Here is an 18304-nt window from a genome sequence, read left to right on the forward strand (position 1 = left end):
GCGGCGGCAGAAATCGCCCCGCGACCGGCGCCGAAGCAGCATGCTGACAGAAACTGACAGGGTGATGCGAGCCGGGATCGTCCTAGCTCTTAAAAATATTCTCTCGGTGCCAAGCCATGTATTCAGGGTGCGGCCGCATGTGAATGTCAGAGGGTACGCGCGCCCTGAGATCGCGGTGTAAAATATGCGAGACATCATAGTTCAGATGCCGCGAACAGAGAATCTCATAGTCATCGGCAAGTGACAACAATCCCCTATCGAACATCCAATGGACGGTTCCGGAAAGGGCGATGCCATTTTGTACCGAGTCGTTTCCGCCTTTTTCCACTGGCACGATGTGTGCCGCTTCGACCTCAGGCCGACCGCCGCCATTTATAAGCTTAAGCCCGGTGAACGCACATGTGCGATCATATACCCGTCGGATGTGTTGTCGAAATTTGGCATCCCTGAAGGGACGATTGACCATCTGAGAGACGATCGGCCGTTCGTAACCTTCGAATTCAAATGGTCGTTGGACTTCGTCAAGTTCGTGGCGGAGCGCCTCGGGTGCGTCTCGCCTATCCGGCCACTCATCAGGCGTCGAAAGGCCGGCCGTTATGATGGCAGCGAATTCGCCATTCTCGATCAGCCTGACAGCCTGAACGCTTCGCCCGCCATTCACGGAACCATCCGCTTTGAATAGCTTGCGCTCGTATCCACCGCTTTCCTGATAGCCAAGCGGTCGATCAAAATCGAGATAGTCGCTCAAATGGGCATAGTAATGATCCCCTGTCACGTGATCGCGGGTCACGGACGTCACACGCGCGACACCTGAATAATAGCGACTGGGAAGGGCGGGCAAGGGACCGTAGTAAACGATCCAGTCACCGACGGTCTGCTGTACCCGACTGAGATAGGACTGAGGGAAGTGATAGTGTTTGCCGGTAACGTCATGATAGCTGCTATCATGCTTGTGATAAAATACTGCTTTTGCCATCGATAGAACTTCGCTTTTCTCAGCCATCGCCGATTGGCAGACATCTGTCAACAAAAGTGAAACCGTTGTGCCGCAGCGGGCGGCGTAGCAATCTGCCGGACGGCGGCGATTCGGGCCGTGGTTCTAGACGAGTGGTTTCGATGCCGAGTTTTCTCTCCTTCATGCCGGCCTGGATGGCCTATCTGCTGCCGGTGCTGCTGTTGTCGCTGTCCAATGTGTTCATGACCTTCGCCTGGTACGGTCACCTGAAATACAAGGGCGTGGCGCTGTTCGTCACCATTCTGATCAGCTGGGGCATCGCCTTTTTCGAATATTGCCTGGCGGTGCCGGCCAACCGGTTCGGATCGCAGGTCTATTCGGCGGCGCAGCTCAAGACGATCCAAGAGGTGATCACGCTGCTGGTGTTTTCCGCCTTCTCCGTGCTGTATCTGAAGCAGGGGCTGACCTGGAACCATGCGGCCGGTTTCGCGCTGATCGCGCTCGGCGCATCGATCATCTTTCGGGCGTAATATCTCCCCCGAAAAGTCCCGATTGCCTGCTATATAAGCCAAATCAGAATGATTTGCGGAAGATGTGGCAATGGCATCGACTGAGGTGAAGGCGGCGGCGCGGTTCGGCTATGGTGTCCGGCCCGGCCAGCCGCAGACGGCAGATCCCGACGACATCCTGCAGCAACTGACCGCGGCGCCAAAGGCGACGTGCCTGTTTCCGCTCGGCGGAGAGCAGGCGCGGCTTGCCGAGGTCGCCGCCTTCGTCGAGGAAGGCAAGCGGCTGGCCCAGCAGCGCAAGGCCGGAGAGCCGGACGGCGAGGCGCGCAAGCAATACAACCGGGCGGCCCGCCAGGCGGGCCAGCGCGACCAGCAGGCGCGCGTGGCCCAGGCGGTGCTGTCGCCCTATGGCTTTCACGAGCGGCTGGCGAGCTTCTGGGTCAACCATTTCGCCGTCAGCCTGAACAAGGGCGCGATCATGTCGCTGATCGTGCCGCTCTACGAGACGCAGGCGATCCGGCCGAATCTGGCGGGTCGCTTCGTCGACCTGCTGACCGCGACCGCGCTGCATCCGGCCATGCTGCGCTTTCTCGACCAGGTCGCCTCGGTCGGGCCGCATTCGCCGGCCGGCCTGAAGCTTGCCGACCGCACCGGGGTCAACGAGAACTTTGCCCGCGAGGTGATGGAACTGCACACGCTGGGCGTCAATTCCGGCTATCAGCAGGCGGATGTGCGGCAGATGGCGCTGCTGCTGACGGGGCTGTCGTTCCAGCCGGCGACGGTCGAGGCCGTCTACAGGCCGCGGCGGGCGGAGCCGGGCGAGTTCACCGTGCTCGGCAAGACCTATGAACGCAGCCGCAAGCCCTTCGCCACGGCCCGTTCGGTGTTCGAGGATCTCGCCGCCGACCCGCGCACCGCCCGGCATATCAGCGCCAAGCTGGTCTATCACTTCATCACCGAGGAACCGAAGCCCGACCTGGTGGCGGCGATGGCGCAGCGCTGGCAGGAGACCGGCGGCGAGCTCGCCGCAGTGTACCGGGTCATGCTCGAAAGCCCATTGGCACTCGCTGCCCCTCAAACGAAGATCAAGCTGCCGTTCGACTATACCGTCTCGGTACTGCGCGCCCTCGGCGCAAGCCAGGATGACCTGCTGCCGGCCGATACAGAAGCCGAAGGCACCGCGCCGGGCCAGAATGTCGGCATGGCCATGGCCGAGCCGATGGGCGGGATGGCGATGGATTCCGCTAGCGCCAGGGGCATGGGCAAGGGTAAGGCGCAGCCACCGTCCAGGGATCCGAAACCCGGACGGCTGGGCAAGCTCGGCGTGCGGACGGTCAAGGATCTCGGGCAGCCGATCTGGTCGCCCTCCGATGCGGCAGGCTTCAAGGACGCCTCGGAGACCTGGAGCGGATCGAGCCAGCTGGCCGAGCGGATCAGCTTCGTCCGGCGCGCCGTCGGCCAGCTCGATGACGGAACGCAGGATCCGCGCGACTTCGCCGCCGCGGTCCTCGGCGACACCGCCCGGCCGGAGACGACGAAGATCGTCGGGCAGGCGCCGAACCGGCGGCTCGGCCTGCTGCTGGCGATGATCTCGCCCGAATTCAACCGGCGCTAAGGAGGCTCCGATGACTGTCTCTATGTCCAGACGTGCATTCCTCGGTACCGCCTGCTGCGCGGCCGCCGCGCCGCTTCTGACCAAGATGAGCTTTGCCGAAATGCCCGGCGACAACCGCTTCGCCGCGATCATCCTGCGCGGGGCGATGGACGGGCTGGATCTGGTGCAGCCGCATGGCGATCCGCACCTGAGGCAGCTGCGGCCGGACCTCGCGCTCACCGGCGACGACGGCCTGATCGATCTCGACGGCTATTTCGGTCTCAATCCGGCGGCGCAATCACTCTACCCGTTGTGGCAAGGACGCGAGCTTGGCTTCGTCCACGCGGTCTCCACGCCCTATCGTGACATCCGCAGCCATTTCGACGGACAGGACATCCTGGAATCCGGTGGGTCGGCCGCCTCCGACACGCGCAATGGCGGCTGGCTGAACCGGACGCTGTCACTGACCGCCAAGCCGGTCAAGGCGATCGATGTCAGCGTCGCCCCCGAAATCATCCTGTCCGGGCCGAACGCGGCGGATGTCTGGTCCAGCCGGTCGGACGTGTCGCTGACACCGGACGAGGTCAATTTCATCAAGCGTCTCTACCAGGCGGACCCGGTCTATTCGCGCGACCTCACCGAGGCGCTGAAACTGGACACGCTGACGGATCTCACCCGCAACGGCGAGCCGCCGGCGGCGAAGACCGCCGATCTGGCCCGCACGACCGCGGAAATGCTGAAGGAACGCTACCGGATCGCCAGTTTCTCGATCACCGGCTGGGACACCCATGTGCAGCAGAAGACCGCCTTCGGCGCGGCGGCCAAGCAGCTGTGCGAGGCGATCACCACGCTGAAGGCGGAGATGGGGCCGGAGGTCTGGTCAAAGACCGCCGTGCTGGCGGTGACCGAATTCGGCCGCACGGCGCGGCAGAACGCCAATATCGGCACCGATCACGGGACCGGCGGCTGCGCGGTGATTGCCGGCGGCGCGGTGAAGGGCGGTCGGGTCTATGGCAAATGGCCGGGGCTCGGGCCGGACCGGCTGCTCGACAACCGCGACCTGATGCCGACCGGCGACATCCGCTCGGTGGCGGCCGCCCTGCTGTCGCAGCAGTTCGGCATGGCCGGCAGCGTGATGACCGGCACGGTATTCCCCGGCCTGCAGGACGACGGCCACGCGCTGTTCATCTGAGGGCAGGGGCTTACAGCGGGATAACGGGCGTCGGCTTGCCGTCGGCGTCCAGCGCCACCATGACGAAGGTCGCCTGCGTCACCTTCTCCATCACCGGGGTCAGATAGCGCTGCGCCCAGACCTCGACGGCCAGCGTGATCGAGGTGCGGCCGACCCGGCTGATATCGGTGTAGACGCACAGCGTGTCGCCGATCTTGACCGGCAGGGCAAACGCCATTTCCTGGACGCCGGCGGTAACCACGCGCCCGCCGGCCCGCTCGGCGGCGCGGATGCCGCAAGCAAGGTCCATCTGCGCCATGACCCAGCCGCCGAAGATGTCGCCGGCGGCATTGGCGTCGCCCGGCATGGCGAGCGTGCGCAAGGTCAGTTCGCCGAGAGGGATATTGCTGGTCATCATGGCCTCCTGTCTGCCGCCGAATCCGACCCGGATATATCCTGTCGGCCCTGCGTTTTCACCCTCGATCTCAGTTGCCGGCATGTCCAAGGCGCGACGCCCCATTCGAATTGGTGACGGTCAAGTTGATTAGTTAGAATTTTACCTATTAGTCAGATTATCTTTCCCACTTGAACGACAAGGGGTGGGGAAATGAAGAATTTTCGATTGGCCGCAAGGCTTTACGGCCTGGTCGGCATTGCACTGGTGGTCCTGGTCGCAGGATTGGGCGCCAGTCTGATGATGTCTTATGACTCGCTGCTGACCGAGCGGCGCGCGACATTGGCGTCGATCGACGACAATGCCATGTCGATCCTCGACAAATACTACAAGCTCGAACAGGACGGCACGCTGACGCGCGAGGAGGCGCAGACGCAGGCCATGGCGATCATCGGTGCGCTGCGCTACAAGCCCGACGGCTATCTGTGGATCAACGACATGACGCCGCGCATGGTCATGCATCCGATCAAGCCGGCCCTGATCGGCAAGGACCTGACCGACATGGCGGATCCGAACGGCAAGCACCTGTTCGTCGAGTTCGTCAATGTGGTCAAGGCACAGGGCGAGGGCTTTGTCGACTATTACTGGCCGAAGCCGGGCTTCGACGCGCCGGTCGCCAAGCAGTCACACGTCATCGGCTTCAAGCCCTGGGGCTGGATCGTCGGCACGGGCCTCTATTCCGACGATCTGGAAGCGCTGTTCCTGCAGAAGGCCAAGCTCAGCCTGATCTTCATCTGCGTGGCCATGGTCCTGATTGCCGGCTGCGCCTACGCGATCGTCGGCTCGATCACCAAGCCGGTCAACCGGCTAAAGACGGCGATGAACGAGATCGCCAACGAGAATGTCGAGACCGACATCATCGACACCGACCGCAAGGACGAGATCGGCGGCATGGCCGCGGCATTGGCGATCCTGCGCGAAACGGTGCGCGAGCGCCTGGCCCTGCGCGGCCGCGAGGCCGAACAGCAGAAGGCGCTGGACGGCGAGCGGCAGAGCAATGAAAACCGCCTGCGCAGTGCCAGCGACCGCCAGTCGGCGGCGATGGGCCAGCTCGGCACGGCGCTGGAACGGCTGGCAAACGGCGACCTCACCGTGGTGCTCGACGATCTCGGCCCGGACTACGAGAAGATCCATCACGACTTCAACGGCGCCGTCAATGCGCTGAACGGCGTGCTGGGCGCGATCTCCGAGACCAGCGAAGTGGTCAGCGTCAATGCCGACGGCATCAGCGAGGCGACCGGCAACCTGTCGCGCCGTACCGAACAGCAGGCGGCCTCGCTGGAAGAGACCGCCGCAGCCCTCGACGAGATCACCGCGACCGTCAGGACCTCGACCGAGCGGGTCAACGAAGCCCGCCACGTGGTGGGCGAGACCCGCGCCAGCGCCAGCCGTTCCGGCGAAGTCGTCCGCGAGGCGGTCGACGCCATGGGCCGGATCGAGGAATCGTCGCAGCAGATCAACCAGATCATCTCGGTGATCGACGAGATCGCCTTCCAGACCAACCTGCTGGCGCTGAACGCCGGCGTCGAGGCGGCGCGTGCCGGCGAAGCCGGTCGCGGCTTTGCCGTGGTCGCCCAAGAGGTCCGCGAGCTGGCCCAGCGCTCGGCCAATGCGGCCAAGGAGATCAAGCAGCTGATCACCGCGTCCGCCGAACAGGTGGGCAGCGGCGTCAAGCTGGTGCGTTCGACGGGCGAGGCGCTGGTGGAGATCGAGAAACTGGTCGACCAGGTCAACGAGCATGTCAATTCGATCGCCACGGCATCGAAGGAACAGTCGACCGGGTTGCAGGAGATCAACGCCACGGTCAACAACATGGACCAGGTGACGCAGCAGAACGCGGCGATGGTCGAGGAGACCACCGCCTCCAGCCAGACGCTGGCGCAGGAGGCCATGCGCCTGCGCGACCTGCTGGCCAAGCTGCAACTGGCCGGCACGGCCCGGCAGGCGCGCCGCCACGCGGCGTAATGCGAGAACGGTCTGGAATAACGGGGATGGGCGGCCGTGAGGTCGCCCTTTCTCGTCCGAGGTCGGATCAGGAGGGGCACCAGGTGATAACAGGCCCTGCAATGTTCAGGCGTCTGGCAGTGCCCTGATCTCGGCCATGAGCCAGTCGATACCCGGGTCTGGACGGACCTGGTCGTACCGGAGGATATCAATCGGAAAAGTCTCCATCCGGAACGGCAACTCGTAGGTCTTCAACCCGAAACTGTCTGCGTAGCGCAGGGCAAGCCTTCGGGGCATCGTTCCGACCATGTCGCTGGCGCCGATCGCCGCAAACGCGCCAAGGAACATGGGCGTGGAGGCAATGACGCTGCGCTCCACATCCATCCGCTCGAGCACCGCGTCGACGGTCCCCTTGAGATCGCCGGCATAAGACACGATCAGATGGTCAAGTTGCAGGTAGAGATCCAAATCCACTGCATCGCCGATGGCCGGGTTTCCCGCACGCGCGACGATCATAAAATCATCGTCGAACAATCTTTCCGCTACGCAGTTTGCAGGTTTGTCCGGAAACAATCCGATGGCGATATCGATACTGTCTGCGCTCAGCGCACGATAAGCCGCTTCGGCGTTTCCCGCAAAACTGACGGCCAGCCGTGCATGCGGTGCCTTGCGCGCGAACACCGCCAGCAGCGGGACTGTCAACAACGGGCCGGCAAAGTCGTTCGCTGACACCCGGAAGATCCGTGTCGTGGTCAGCGGATCGAAGGCCTGATCGCCGCCCACCAGATCCGTTGCCATGGCAAGAAGGGCATTGATCCTGGGCGCTATGGAAGACGCATATCGTGTCGGCCGCAGCCCGTCCGGCCGGCGCTCGAAGAGCGGATCTCCAAGCGCGTCGCGCAAGCGCGCCAGAGCATGGCTGATCGCAGGCTGGCTCAGGCCAAGTCGCTCCGCGGCAGATACCGCTCGCCCCGACCGATAAACCTCGTGAAAGACCAGCAGCAAGGCAAAATCCAACCGCCGTATTTTCATATCATGAATATCGGCCATGCATCCTATTCAATAGGATTGAAGTACGACTGGCAATAGTCTCGAGTCCACAGCACAACCGAGGAGCTCGGACATGAAAATTGCCATTATCGGAGCCGGAAACGTCGGAACAGCTTTGGCCACCGGATGGTCTCGCGGCAACCACGCCATTGCAATGGGGGTGAGAGATCCCAACGACCCGAAACATGGGGAGCGCCCGGCCTCAGAAAAAATCTCTATTCGTTCTGTTGCCGAGGCCGTGACGACAAGTGACGTCATTGTCCTTGCCGTCCACTGGCACGGGGTGGCCGACGCTTTGGCGGCGTGCGGCGATCTGAAAGGACGGGTTATTATCGATGTCACCAACCCATTGGAGTTCACACCGACCGGCATGGAGCTTGCCTTCGGCTTCAGCAGCAGCGCCGGAGAACGGGTGGCCGATCTCGCAAAGGGGGCGAAAGTCGTGAAGACGTTGAATCAGGTCGGCGCGTCGGTGATGGCCAATGCACGCGGCCGCAACGTCCCTCCCGCCATGTTCGTTGCCAGCGATTTCGACGACGCGAAGAAGCTCGTCTTCCCGCTTGTCCGCGAACTCGGCTTTGCCCCGATTGACGGGGGAGGGTTGAAGACGGCCCGCCTGCTGGAGCCGCTGGCAATGCTGTGGATCGATCAGGTCTATACACGTAACGCAGACCAGCAGAGTGCGTTTGCATTCGTGACGCACTGAATGTGGCTGGATTGCAAGCATCTTTGCGCGACCCTCATGCGGCCTCCAGCGCGCGCCGAGAGCCGCCGTGGTTCGACGCCCGCGCCACGAGGCCTCATCCTCGACAAGGTTCGCTTTACTGTTGAAGGGTAGAATGACCCTGCCGGGCGAGGGACGGGCCGGCGGCAGGATCAACGAGGGGGTGTGTATGGTGTCACTTCGGACTTACCGGCGCCTGGCCCTGGCCGGCAGTGCATCGCTTATCCTATCGGGCTGCAGCTCCGACGGACTTGCGCCGCCACAGCCGGTCGGTCAGGTCAGTGCCAAGCATATCCACATCCGCTCGACCCGGATGGCCGACGCCGATCGCCAGTTGATCGGCCGTGTCGACGGCCGGCAGACGGCCTATGCGGCGCCGTCGCCCGGCGAGCACGCCGAAAGCATGGACTTCCTCAACACACCCAATCTGGCGGGCTATGACAGCCCGCGCCGGCAGAAGCGCCTGCCGAAGATCGACGAAGAGGCGCCGGACATGCAGACCGAGACGATGGAGCCGCAACCGGAACCGCAGCAGGCAAGCGCCGCACCGCCGGGGCAATATGTCATTCCGCCCGGTGGCGTGAACATCGACGCGGCGCTCGGCATCGGTCAGCCAGCCGCACCGGTAAACCCGGTAAGATCCGCGTCGTCGGCGATGACCGCGCCCCCGGCATCCGCGCCGCAGATCTCGCGCGTCGCGCCGGCCACGATGGCGATCCCCGAAGGCGAGAGTGCGCAGCCCGTCGTCGGCGGCATCGGCACCGACAATCCCGCGCTGCTGCGGCCCGAGGCCGGCTTCGACATGCCCGATCCGATGGTGACGGGCACCAATCCGCGGCCCGCGCGGCGCTGACGCCGGCGGGCGGCGTGACCTGTCACAAGGCCGGGACGCGATCCTCCCGAGCTTCGCTGGCGTACCGCCGTGGAAGGCATAGCGCTTGCTCCTCCCGAAGATCCCGCTATGAAGACGGGCAGCATCCTGCCTGTTCGCCGCCACCCCCCCGAGGATTATTCACGCCCATGGCCCTCACACCGGAACTTGCCCTCTTTGCCGGCCTGCTTGTCGTGGCGGGCGCCGTCGCGGGACTGCTGGCCGGCCTGTTCGGCATCGGCGGCGGTGCGGTTCTGGTTCCGGTCTTCTACCAGATCTTCGGGCTGGCCGGCGTCGATGACGCGGTGCGCATGCATCTGTCGGTCGGCACATCGCTGGCCATCATCATTCCGACCTCGCTGCGCTCCTTCGCCGCGCATCGCCGGCACGGGGCGGTCGACATGGAGCTGCTGAAGCGCTGGGTGATCGCCGTGCCGCTCGGCGTCATCCTGGCGAGCCTTGTCGCGGCGGGCGCCTCCAGCGCCGAGCTGCGCATCATCTTTGCCGCCATCGCGCTGCTGCTGGCGATCCGGATGATCTTCCTGCGCAACCGCTTCCAGCTCGGCACCGACCTGCCGGGCGAACCGGTGCGGTTTCTCGTCGGCACGGTGATCGGCCTGCTGTCGGGGCTGATGGGGATCGGCGGCGGGGTGATGAACAATTCCTTCATGACCTCCTACGGCCGGCCGATCCACCAGGCGGTGGCGACATCGGCCGGCGTCGGCGTGCTGATCTCGCTGCCCGGGCTGATCGGCTATATCATCGCCGGCTGGGGCGAGCCGGGCCTGCCACCGTTCTCGACCGGCTTCATCAACTGGATCGCGGTGGCGCTGATCATTCCGGTCACCATGGTCGCGGCACCGCTCGGCGCCCGGCTGGCGCATGCGCTGTCGAAGAAGCAGCTGGAAATCGGCTTCGGCATCTTCCTGGTGGTCGTCGCAATCCGCTTCGTCTGGAGCCTGTTCGAATAGGCGCGCGTCGCGTTCAGACCACGACGCCGCTGCGGTTCGACGATTTCACCAGTTTGCGCTCGGCGCGTTCCTGCTGCGGCGAGCGGTTGTAGAGTTCGCGGTAGCATTTGGAGAAATGCGAGGCCGAGACGAAGCCGCAGGCAACCGCCACCTCGACGACCGGCATCGACGACTGCACCAGCAGATGGCGGGCGCGATCGAGACGGATCTCGAGATAATAGCGGGCAGGGGAGCGGCCCATTTCCTGGCGGAACAGGCGCTCGATCTGGCGGCGCGACAGGTCGGCATGGTCGGCGATCTCCAGCAGCGACAGCGGCTCGGCGAGATTGGCCTCCATCAGCTCGATGATCTGCAGCACCTTGGAATTCTGCACCCCGAGGCGAGCCCTGAGCGGCAGGCGCTGGCGGTCATTGGCATTGCGCACCCGGTCGGTCAGATGCTGCTCGCAGACCCGGTTGACGAGACCCTCGCCGAAATCCTGCCCGATGATGTTGAGCATCATGTCGAGCGATGCGGTGCCGCCGGCGCAGGTGTAGAGATTGCCGTCGATCTCGTAGAGATCGGCATAGACCTCGGCCTGCGGGAAATTCTCGGCAAAGCCCGGCAGGTTTTCCCAGTGGATGGCGCAGCGCTTGCCGTTGAGCAGGCCGGCGGAGGCCAGCACATGGGCGCCGGTACAGAGCGATCCGATGATGACATTGCGGTTATAGGCCTCGCGCAGCCAGGCATTCACCGACTTGTTCCTGAATTCCTCGACATAGACGCCCGAACAGACGATCGCCATGTTCGGCCGGTTGCCGCCGGTCAGATAGCGGCGCTCGTCGGCCAGCGACGAATTGACCTCGATGCCGATGCCGCTGGAGGAATAGACCTTTTCGCCGTCGACCGAGGCAATGCGCCAGTCATAGGCGGTATAGCCGAGCATGCGATTGGCGATCCGCAAGGTCTCGATGGCGCCGGAAAACGGCAGCAAGGTGAAATGCGGGACAAGGAAAAACACCAGAGAACGCTTTGGGGAAGGCAACTTGTTCATGCGATTGTCCCATGACCGCTTTTAGTTGCGTCATTCCTTGCGTGGAAGATGACGCCTCGGTAGTCCGAATGCGACGCTATCATGGAAAACTGCGTCTGATTAGGGCGGGGACGACGCGATTTCGCAGAAAAATGCGGCAGCGCCTCAAATCGAGGCACTGCCGCGATCGTTCAGGCCCGGCCAGCTATCGCGGGCTGCAGCCGTTCATCGACCGTCGACGTCGCGGCGCTGATAGCCGCCCGGCCAGCCGATATCCTTTTGCAAATCCATCGGCAGCGAACTGACCACACGGTTGGTGCGACGGCGCTGGCGCCATTCGGCGACCCGGGTCCACAACGCCCAGACGGTGCCGGCCAGACCGGCTGCGGGAAGGTCCGGCGCGATGCCGGCCTTGCGGGATTGATGCGCGATATATGCCATGGGTGTAACCCTTCCTTTCCTTGGGTTTCCGTCCGCCCATCGAACGGCCGGGTGCCTCCGGCCGTGGGTTGGCTTTTATGTTTTCAGTGTTCAGTGTTTACTGCGACTGTCCGGCAGCCACGGTGCCTGGGGCAGGCTGCTGAGATCGCCTGCCAGATGGTTCGGCAACCGTGCGATTTGCGCCCCGGCCTCAGACTTTGCCTTTACGACCGTGTGCAGCCGGTTTGCGTCAGCATGGATAATCCGGCGCAGTCCGGCGATAATCACGTTCATCATGACCAACTCTCCCGTTGCGGTTGTCCATGCGGTGAAGATGGGCCCGGTTTGACATTCAATCAAACGAAATGATATGTTGCTTAGGTTCATATTTATTGAAGGTGAACTGATGAACGCGACCTTCCGACAGCCCCTGCCGCTCCTCGACAATGATGTGCTGAAGACCTTTGTGGCGATTGCCGAAAGTGGCAGTTTCTCGATGGCGGCCGAGCAGGTGTTTCGCACGCCGTCCGCCGTCTCGATGCAGATCAAGCGGCTGGAGGAACAGCTCGGCGCTTCGCTGTTCCTGCGCGACGCCCGGTCGGTCCGGCTGACGGCCGGCGGCGAGACGCTGCTGCCCTACGCGCGGCGGATGCTGGCGCTGTCGAACGAGGCGGTCAGCCGGTTCCGCATGCCGGACATGGAGGGCGTCGTCAGGCTCGGCGCCACCGACGATATCGGGCTGCGGCTGATGCCCGGCATTCTGCGCCGTTTCGCCGAGATGTTTCCCTCGATCATGGTCGATCTGACCGTCGACAGCTCCAGTAATCTGCGCCGGCGGCTGGCCGAGCAGCGGCTGGACCTGACGCTTGCCAATTTTGCCCCCGGCGTCACCGCGATGGAGGGCGAGGTGGTGATGACCGAACAGCTGGTCTGGGCCGGCGCCAAATGCGGCACGGCGCATCTGCGCGATCCGCTGCCGATCTCGATCTGGGAAGACGGCTGCTGCTGGCGCGAGGACGCCTTGACGCGGCTCGAAAAGCAGAAGCGGCGCTACCGGATCGCCTATCTCTCGGCCCATCTGATGGCGCAGCAGGCAGCCGTTACCGCGGATCTGGCCATCGCGCCGCTGCCGCGCAGCTACCTGAACGACGACATGGTGGCCCTCTGTTCGCGCCATGGCCTGCCGGACCTCGGCACGTTCGAGGTACGGCTGCTGCGGGGCAGTTCAAAGAGCGAAGTGATCGACGCGGTGGCCGACAGCGTGCGGTTTGCCCTGTCGGAACTGACGGCGCTGGCAGCAGCCTGAGGCCGCGGCCAGTCTGGCCTCACTTCGCGGATGCCTCGTAAAGCGCCTGGGCTTCCAGCAGCGCGTCGTCCAGCCTGCGGCCCTCGCCATAGAGCCGCACATGCGGCGGGACGGCGGTGCCGGCCGGCACCTGCGGGCTGATCTCGGGCGAGCGTAGCACCGTCTCGACCGGAATAACCCCGGCCCAGAGTGGCGTCTCCAGATCCTCGTCATTGTCGCCGGCACCCTTGGCGCGGACCTTGGCCGAGGCCTCTTCGATCTGCATGCCGATCACCATGGTCGCCTTTTCCTCCTGCACCGTATTGGCCCGCATCATCGCCGGGCGGCCGGGATAGAAACGCTCGATCAGCGCGTCGAAGGCACGCGACTTCTGCCCGGGATCGTCGACGATCCCGGCGATGCCGAAGCACATGGCCGAGCGGTGGTTGGCCGAGTGGTTGAAGCCGCAGCGCGACAGCACGAGGCCGTCGAGATGCGACACCGTCAGGCAGACCGGCGCGCCGGCCTTCAGCTGCCGCAGCATGCGGCTTGCCGAAGAGCCGTGCCAGTAGAGCCAGTCGCCCTCGCGCCAGTGAATGGTCGGCGTGCAGAACGGCTGGCCGTCGATCACGTAGGAGACATGGCAGAGCATGGCGGCATCGAGGATCTTCCAAATCGTCTCGCGGTCGTAAAACCCGCGCTCGTGCAGGCGCTTGACCTTGTTGCGGGCGCTGACGGGATAGGCGCTGGAGGGAACGGGCTGATCCATGATTTGCATCCTCGGGCTTGCGTGTCTGGCAGTGTTGCGGCAGGGATAGCGGGGACGATTGGTCTGCGCGAGGTCCATTTTGCCGAAATCTTTTCGAACCAATCTACCGGACTGGTCGGCCCTGATCCCCGTTCTTCCGGCTGACGGCCCCCGTCGGATGGCCCTCTATGGCGAACTCAAGCGCCTGATCGAGGCCGGACGTCTGAAGCCCGGAACGAAGCTGCCGACGACGCGGGATCTCTCGGCACGCCTGACGCTTTCGCGCGGCGCGGTGGTCGCGGCCTATGACCAACTCGTGGCCGAAGGCTATGCCGAGGCGCGGACCGGGGACGGCACCTATGTCGCCGCGGACGTGCCGGCGCTGGCCGGAGCCGCGCTGGCGAACGAACCGCCGCCCTGCGAGCCGCCGCCGCCGCTGCCGGGCACGCTCGGCTGCACCACAGCCGACGAGATGACGATCCGTACCTTCCGCACGCTGCTGAACCGGCATCTCACCCAGCCGACGGCGCGGCACTATTTCTACCAGGATCCGCGCGGCGGGGCCGATCTGAGGACCGAGATCGCCGCCTATCTGCGCACCGCGCGCGGCGTGCGCTGCCGTGCCGATCAGGTGATCCTGACGTCCGGCACGCAGCAGGCGCTCGACCTGGTGATCCGGACGCTGACCGCGCCCGGCGACACCGTTGCGATCGAGGACCCGTGCTACGGCATGGCACGCGAGGCGTTCGAGGCCGCGCAGCTGCGTGTCCTACCGGTGCCGGTCGACGCCGAAGGGCTGGATGTCGGCGCGCTGGCGGCTGCAGGCAGCCCGCCAAATGCCGTCTATGTGACACCGTCGCACCAGTTTCCGCTCGGCGTGACGCTGACCATGGCGCGGCGGCTGGCGCTGATCGACTGGGCCGAGCGTCATCAGGCCCATGTCATCGAAGACGACTATGACAGCGAGTTCCGCTTCGCCGGCCCGCCGCTGACGGCGCTGCAGGGCGTCGACGGGGCAGGGCGGGTGATCTATGTCGGCAGCTTTTCCAAGACGCTGATGCCGGGTTTCCGGATCGGCTATCTGGTGGCGCCGGAGCCGTTGCTGGAGCCCCTGCTTGCGATGCGACGGGTGTCGGACCGGTTTCCCTCGACGCTGCTCGAAAGCGCGCTGGCCGAGTTTCTGCGCGACGGGCATTTTGCCGGCCACCTGAAGCGCGCAAGGCGCCGGGTGCGGGCGGCCCGCGACGCGCTGGTCGCGGTGCTGGCGTCTCACGGCTTCTCGTTGGTGGTGCCGGAGCAGGGCCTGCATCTGGTGGCGCGGCTGCCGGGCGGTCCGTCCGAAGCCGAGATGCTGGCGGCGGCAAGCGACAGCGGCTTCGCCGTCAGGGCGCTGTCGCCGCTCTACGCCCCGCCCCAGACGGCGCAGCCCGGCGTCGTCATCGGCTTTTCCGGCTTTCCGGCCGACGTGCTTGCGGCCGCTGCCAGCCGTTGGGCGATCCACCTCCGCCGTCCTTGAGGTGAGAGGGGTTGACGTCTCACTCGTCGGATTTCACCTGCACATGCGACATCAGGGCGAAGATCAGCGTGCCCCCGACCATGTTGCCGATCAGCGTCGGCAGGGCGAAATCGACGATCGCCTGGCGCAGATCGGTGCCGCCATGGGCCCAGAGATACATGGCCTCGACGGCGCCGACGATGATATGGGTAAAGCCGCCGATCGCGATGATATAGGTGACGATGAAGATCACCAGCACATGGCCGCTCTCCACCCGGTGCAGCATCCAGACCAGCGTGGCGATCAGCCAGCCGGCCATCACGCCCTTGGCGAACATTTCCAGCGGGCTGTTGGCCATCATCTCGGTGCCGAGCTTGAGGAAGGCGGAAGAGACCTTGTCGTCGAAAACCGGCATGACGGTGATGAACCATACGGCGATGGCGCAGCCGATCATGTTGCCGAGGAAGACCGTGCCCCAGATCCGCATCAGCTTGCCGAAATTGCGCAGTGTCGGTTCCGACATGAAGGGCAGGACCGGCGTCAGCGTGTTCTCGGTGAACAGCTGCTGGTTGGCGACGATGACCAGGATGAAGCCGATCGTGTAGCCTGCCGCGTCGAACAGGAAGCCGATGTCGCTGTCCGGCAGATAGGCGGTCAGGATGCCGCGCGCGATCATCGAGGTGCTCATCGTCATGCCGCCGGCGATCGCCGACCACAGGAGCGCCATGACGTCGCGGTTGATTTCCTTTTCGCCGTCGCGGCGGGTCAGTTCGTGGATGGCGGCCGAGGTCGACGGCAGGTCTTCCTCGAGTTCGTCAACGGACTGGGCATCCTTCTGCTCAGCTTCACTCATCAGTCATCACTTTTCGCGTTAGGAGATCGTCGTCTTGCGACGAGAGGGTTGGGCGTGGGCGACGGGCGTCGCGCCCCTAAACGCATCAGGTAAGACTTGGGTTCAAACGGATCACCACGGACGGCGCGGAAAAGCGCCTTTCAGCCGGGCCGTGGGCTGCCGCCCAACCCGCCACTTCGGCCCTGGGCCTCCGGGTCAGAGCCCGCCGGATGTCAGCCGCGCTCGCGCCGACGGCGGCGACCGGCGCCGTCGCCGTCCGCCAGCACCTTCGGCACGGGCAGGGTGACCACCTCGGACAGCCTAGGAAAGGCGTCGACCTTGTTCGGCAGCGCCATGGCATCGATGAACAGCTGCTGGAAATTGGGCTCCAGCGCCGTCTCGATCTTTTCGATCCGCTTGACCGTCTCCTCGATCTCGCGGCGATGGTCGCGGTTGAGCAGGCACATCAGCGCGCCGGTGCCGGCGGCATTGCCGACCGCCTTGACCTCGTCCAGCGCGCAATCGGGGATGAGGCCGAGCACCATGGCGTATTTCGGATCGATGAAGGAGCCGAAGGCACCGGCAAAGCGGATCGTGTCGACATGGTCGAGCCCGAGCTTTTCCATCAGCAGCTTGATGCCGGCATAGAGCGCGGCCTTGGCAAGCTGGATGGCGCGGACGTCGTTCTGGGTGACCGTGATTTTCTGCGCGCCCTCATGCAGCAGGTAGGAGAATGTCCGGCCATTGGCGAGGATGCGCGGGCTCCTGTCAGCCATGACGCCATCTACCACGCCGTCGGCGGAGATCACGCCGGACAGATACATTTCGGCGACCACCTCGATGATCGCCGAGCCGCAGATACCGGTGATGCCGACCTGGGACGCGGCCTCGGCAAAGCCGGGCTCGTCGGACCAGGGCTCGACGCCGATCACCTTGAAGCGCGGCTCCAGCGTGGCGGGATCGATGCGCACCCGCTCGATCGCACCCGGCGCGGCGCGCTGGCCGCAGGAAATTTCCGCGCCCTCGAAGGCGGGCCCGGTCGGCGAGGAGGCCGCGACCACCCGCGTGGCATTGCCGAGCACGATCTCGGCATTGGTGCCGACATCGACCAGCAGCATCATCCGGTCCTGCCGGTGCGGCCCTTCCGACAGGGTGGCGCCGGCGGCGTCCGCACCGACATGGCCGGCGATGCAGGGCAGGACATAGACACGGGCGCCATGGTTGATCGCCAGGTCGATCTCGCGCGACCAGGTGTGCACCTCGCCGGAAACGGCCAGCGCAAAAGGCGCCTGGCCGAGTTCGGTCGGGTCGATGCCGAGGAACAGGTGGTGCATGATCGGATTGGCGACGAAGACGGCATCGAGGATGTCGTCGGCGCTGATGCCGGCCTCGGCGCAGACCTTCTCCGTCAGCTCGTTGATCGCCTGGCGCACGGCCCTGGTCATCGCCTCGCGGCCGTCCGGGTTCATCATCACATAGGAGACGCGGCTCATCAGGTCTTCGCCGAAGCGGATCTGCGGGTTGGAGGTGCCGGAGGTGGCGATCACCCGGCCCGACAGCAGCGAGACCAGATGCATGGCGATCGTCGTCGAACCGATATCGCAGGCAATGCCATAGGCCTCGTTGTGCAAGCCGGGCCAGAGCGCGATCAGGTTGGGGCGCGAGCCTTCGATGTCGCGGTGGATGGCAGCCGTGACGCCCCAGTTGCCCTTGCGCAGGGTCTTCTGCACATCCGGCAGCAAGTGCTGGGCAACGAGGATGTTCTCCCAGCCCCAGTCCTTTTCCAGCATCAGTTTCAGCCGGTCGAGATCGCCAAGCGGCTTGTGCATGTCGGGTTCGTCGACCTCGACATAGCAGAGCTGGACCGCCGGATTGCGCTCGATCAGCCGGTCGGTGGCTGCCTTGCGGATCACCTGCGCATTGACCACGGTGTCCTGCGGTACATCGATGACGAGATCGCCGAGGATCAGCGCCGAGCAGGAGAGGCGCCGGCCTTCCGGGATGGTGCGAACCTTCGCATAGCGCTCCTCCTTCGGCCCGACCGGCGAGATATGGTCTTTTGCCGAGACGATCTTGTGCTTGGCGAAATGGCCCTCCTGCACCTCGATCTGGCAGCGCCCGCAGGTCGCCCTGCCGCCGCACACGCTCTCGACATAGACGCCGAGCGAGCGGGCGGCATCCAGCACCGCCGTGCCCGTCGGGAAGCGGCCACGCTTGCCCGAGGGCATGAAGAGCACGAGGTGATCTGCAGGTTTGTCATTCATGATGC

The 18304-nt window shown here is 64.7% G+C and carries 18 protein-coding genes; 9 read left to right on the forward strand and 9 right to left on the reverse strand.

Features of this window, described 5'->3' with window-relative positions:
- Window positions 1–82 precede the first annotated feature (82 nt).
- Complete coding sequence (locus J2Z17_RS13055; RefSeq protein ID WP_209945644.1) at window positions 83–976, reverse strand: HNH endonuclease; 894 nt, start codon at window positions 974–976, stop codon at window positions 83–85.
- Between the two features lie 161 nt (window positions 977–1137).
- Here J2Z17_RS13055 and J2Z17_RS13060 point away from each other — a divergent pair, with 161 nt between their 5' ends.
- The 3 genes from J2Z17_RS13060 to J2Z17_RS13070 all read left to right on the forward strand — a co-directional run bounded on the left by J2Z17_RS13060 (window position 1138) and on the right by J2Z17_RS13070 (window position 4250).
- Window positions 1138–1485, forward strand: coding sequence for a DMT family protein (locus J2Z17_RS13060; RefSeq protein ID WP_209945767.1), 348 nt, complete (start codon window positions 1138–1140; stop codon window positions 1483–1485).
- A gap of 70 nt (window positions 1486–1555) precedes the next feature.
- Window positions 1556–3079, forward strand: a complete 1524-nt coding sequence (locus tag J2Z17_RS13065; RefSeq protein WP_209945646.1) for a DUF1800 domain-containing protein — start codon at window positions 1556–1558, stop codon at window positions 3077–3079.
- A gap of 22 nt (window positions 3080–3101) precedes the next feature.
- Window positions 3102–4250, forward strand: coding sequence for a DUF1501 domain-containing protein (locus J2Z17_RS13070; RefSeq protein WP_425342636.1), 1149 nt, complete (start codon window positions 3102–3104; stop codon window positions 4248–4250).
- A 10-nt stretch (window positions 4251–4260) separates the two neighbouring features.
- Here the strand turns inward: J2Z17_RS13070 and J2Z17_RS13075 are convergent, their stop codons facing one another.
- Entirely contained in the window at window positions 4261–4644 is a 384-nt protein-coding gene (locus tag J2Z17_RS13075) for an acyl-CoA thioesterase (RefSeq protein ID WP_377300080.1), read from the reverse strand.
- A 192-nt stretch (window positions 4645–4836) separates the two neighbouring features.
- On the opposite strand from J2Z17_RS13075, the gene J2Z17_RS13080 reads away from it, so the two are divergent.
- A complete protein-coding gene (locus tag J2Z17_RS13080) occupies window positions 4837–6648 on the forward strand; it encodes a methyl-accepting chemotaxis protein (RefSeq protein ID WP_209945652.1) in 1812 nt (603 codons plus the stop codon).
- 105 nt (window positions 6649–6753) lie between these two features.
- Here the strand turns inward: J2Z17_RS13080 and J2Z17_RS13085 are convergent, their stop codons facing one another.
- Entirely contained in the window at window positions 6754–7677 is a 924-nt protein-coding gene (locus J2Z17_RS13085) for a LysR family transcriptional regulator (RefSeq protein ID WP_209945654.1), read from the reverse strand.
- A 73-nt stretch (window positions 7678–7750) separates the two neighbouring features.
- Here J2Z17_RS13085 and J2Z17_RS13090 point away from each other — a divergent pair, with 73 nt between their 5' ends.
- From J2Z17_RS13090 to J2Z17_RS13100, 3 genes are all read left to right on the forward strand, one after another.
- Entirely contained in the window at window positions 7751–8383 is a 633-nt protein-coding gene (locus tag J2Z17_RS13090) for an NADPH-dependent F420 reductase (protein WP_209945656.1), read from the forward strand.
- A gap of 133 nt (window positions 8384–8516) precedes the next feature.
- Window positions 8517–9254 (forward strand): hypothetical protein, encoded by a 738-nt coding sequence (locus J2Z17_RS13095; protein WP_209945658.1) that lies wholly within the window; start codon window positions 8517–8519, stop codon window positions 9252–9254.
- A 167-nt stretch (window positions 9255–9421) separates the two neighbouring features.
- Window positions 9422–10243 (forward strand): sulfite exporter TauE/SafE family protein, encoded by an 822-nt coding sequence (locus J2Z17_RS13100; protein WP_209945660.1) that lies wholly within the window; start codon window positions 9422–9424, stop codon window positions 10241–10243.
- Window positions 10244–10256: 13 nt separating this feature from the next.
- Here the strand turns inward: J2Z17_RS13100 and J2Z17_RS13105 are convergent, their stop codons facing one another.
- The 3 genes from J2Z17_RS13105 to J2Z17_RS13115 form a co-directional block, all read right to left on the reverse strand.
- The gene (locus J2Z17_RS13105; protein ID WP_209945662.1) at window positions 10257–11276 is read right to left on the reverse strand and encodes a GlxA family transcriptional regulator; all 1020 of its coding nucleotides are present in this window, start codon (window positions 11274–11276) and stop codon (window positions 10257–10259) included.
- Between the two features lie 204 nt (window positions 11277–11480).
- Window positions 11481–11696 (reverse strand): hypothetical protein, encoded by a 216-nt coding sequence (locus tag J2Z17_RS13110; RefSeq protein WP_209945664.1) that lies wholly within the window; start codon window positions 11694–11696, stop codon window positions 11481–11483.
- A 90-nt stretch (window positions 11697–11786) separates the two neighbouring features.
- Entirely contained in the window at window positions 11787–11972 is a 186-nt protein-coding gene (locus tag J2Z17_RS13115; RefSeq protein WP_209945666.1) for a hypothetical protein, read from the reverse strand.
- A 109-nt stretch (window positions 11973–12081) separates the two neighbouring features.
- Between J2Z17_RS13115 and J2Z17_RS13120 the strand changes: the two genes are divergently transcribed.
- The gene (locus J2Z17_RS13120; protein ID WP_209945668.1) at window positions 12082–12981 is read left to right on the forward strand and encodes a LysR family transcriptional regulator; all 900 of its coding nucleotides are present in this window, start codon (window positions 12082–12084) and stop codon (window positions 12979–12981) included.
- A gap of 19 nt (window positions 12982–13000) precedes the next feature.
- Here the strand turns inward: J2Z17_RS13120 and J2Z17_RS13125 are convergent, their stop codons facing one another.
- On the reverse strand, window positions 13001–13729 hold the full coding sequence (locus tag J2Z17_RS13125) for a pyridoxamine 5'-phosphate oxidase family protein (RefSeq protein ID WP_245224081.1): 729 nt from the start codon (window positions 13727–13729) through the stop codon (window positions 13001–13003).
- 157 nt (window positions 13730–13886) lie between these two features.
- Here J2Z17_RS13125 and pdxR point away from each other — a divergent pair, with 157 nt between their 5' ends.
- Window positions 13887–15224 (forward strand): MocR-like pyridoxine biosynthesis transcription factor PdxR, encoded by a 1338-nt coding sequence (gene pdxR / locus J2Z17_RS13130; protein WP_209945672.1) that lies wholly within the window; start codon window positions 13887–13889, stop codon window positions 15222–15224.
- A gap of 19 nt (window positions 15225–15243) precedes the next feature.
- On the opposite strand, the gene J2Z17_RS13135 is transcribed toward pdxR, so the two are convergent.
- On the reverse strand, window positions 15244–16056 hold the full coding sequence (locus J2Z17_RS13135) for a formate/nitrite transporter family protein (RefSeq protein WP_209945674.1): 813 nt from the start codon (window positions 16054–16056) through the stop codon (window positions 15244–15246).
- Window positions 16057–16268: 212 nt separating this feature from the next.
- Window positions 16269–18299: an ASKHA domain-containing protein gene (locus J2Z17_RS13140; RefSeq protein WP_209945676.1), complete on the reverse strand. Its 2031-nt coding sequence runs from the start codon at window positions 18297–18299 to the stop codon at window positions 16269–16271.
- Window positions 18300–18304: the final 5 nt, after the last annotated feature.

Origin of the sequence: Heterorhizobium halophytocola, assembly GCF_017873095.1 — a bacterium.
GTDB classification, from domain to species: Bacteria; Pseudomonadota; Alphaproteobacteria; order Rhizobiales; family Rhizobiaceae; genus Allorhizobium; species Allorhizobium halophytocola.

Bases quoted from the DNA above. Each gene is read 5' to 3' on its own strand.
- J2Z17_RS13055 (WP_209945644.1), bottom strand. From the start codon at position 976: ATGGCAAAAGCAGTATTTTATCACAAGCATGATAGCAGCTATCATGAC.
- J2Z17_RS13060 (WP_209945767.1), top strand. From the start codon at position 1,138: ATGCCGGCCTGGATGGCCTATCTGCTGCCGGTGCTGCTGTTGTCGCTG.
- J2Z17_RS13065 (WP_209945646.1), top strand. From the start codon at position 1,556: ATGGCATCGACTGAGGTGAAGGCGGCGGCGCGGTTCGGCTATGGTGTC.
- J2Z17_RS13070 (WP_425342636.1), top strand. From the start codon at position 3,102: ATGTCCAGACGTGCATTCCTCGGTACCGCCTGCTGCGCGGCCGCCGCG.
- J2Z17_RS13075 (WP_377300080.1), bottom strand. From the start codon at position 4,644: ATGACCAGCAATATCCCTCTCGGCGAACTGACCTTGCGCACGCTCGCC.
- J2Z17_RS13080 (WP_209945652.1), top strand. From the start codon at position 4,837: ATGAAGAATTTTCGATTGGCCGCAAGGCTTTACGGCCTGGTCGGCATT.
- J2Z17_RS13085 (WP_209945654.1), bottom strand. From the start codon at position 7,677: ATGGCCGATATTCATGATATGAAAATACGGCGGTTGGATTTTGCCTTG.
- J2Z17_RS13090 (WP_209945656.1), top strand. From the start codon at position 7,751: ATGAAAATTGCCATTATCGGAGCCGGAAACGTCGGAACAGCTTTGGCC.
- J2Z17_RS13095 (WP_209945658.1), top strand. From the start codon at position 8,517: ATGACCCTGCCGGGCGAGGGACGGGCCGGCGGCAGGATCAACGAGGGG.
- J2Z17_RS13100 (WP_209945660.1), top strand. From the start codon at position 9,422: ATGGCCCTCACACCGGAACTTGCCCTCTTTGCCGGCCTGCTTGTCGTG.
- J2Z17_RS13105 (WP_209945662.1), bottom strand. From the start codon at position 11,276: ATGAACAAGTTGCCTTCCCCAAAGCGTTCTCTGGTGTTTTTCCTTGTC.
- J2Z17_RS13110 (WP_209945664.1), bottom strand. From the start codon at position 11,696: ATGGCATATATCGCGCATCAATCCCGCAAGGCCGGCATCGCGCCGGAC.
- J2Z17_RS13115 (WP_209945666.1), bottom strand. From the start codon at position 11,972: ATGATGAACGTGATTATCGCCGGACTGCGCCGGATTATCCATGCTGAC.
- J2Z17_RS13120 (WP_209945668.1), top strand. From the start codon at position 12,082: ATGAACGCGACCTTCCGACAGCCCCTGCCGCTCCTCGACAATGATGTG.
- J2Z17_RS13125 (WP_245224081.1), bottom strand. From the start codon at position 13,729: ATGGATCAGCCCGTTCCCTCCAGCGCCTATCCCGTCAGCGCCCGCAAC.
- pdxR (WP_209945672.1), top strand. From the start codon at position 13,887: ATGGCCCTCTATGGCGAACTCAAGCGCCTGATCGAGGCCGGACGTCTG.
- J2Z17_RS13135 (WP_209945674.1), bottom strand. From the start codon at position 16,056: ATGAGTGAAGCTGAGCAGAAGGATGCCCAGTCCGTTGACGAACTCGAG.
- J2Z17_RS13140 (WP_209945676.1), bottom strand. From the start codon at position 18,299: ATGAATGACAAACCTGCAGATCACCTCGTGCTCTTCATGCCCTCGGGC.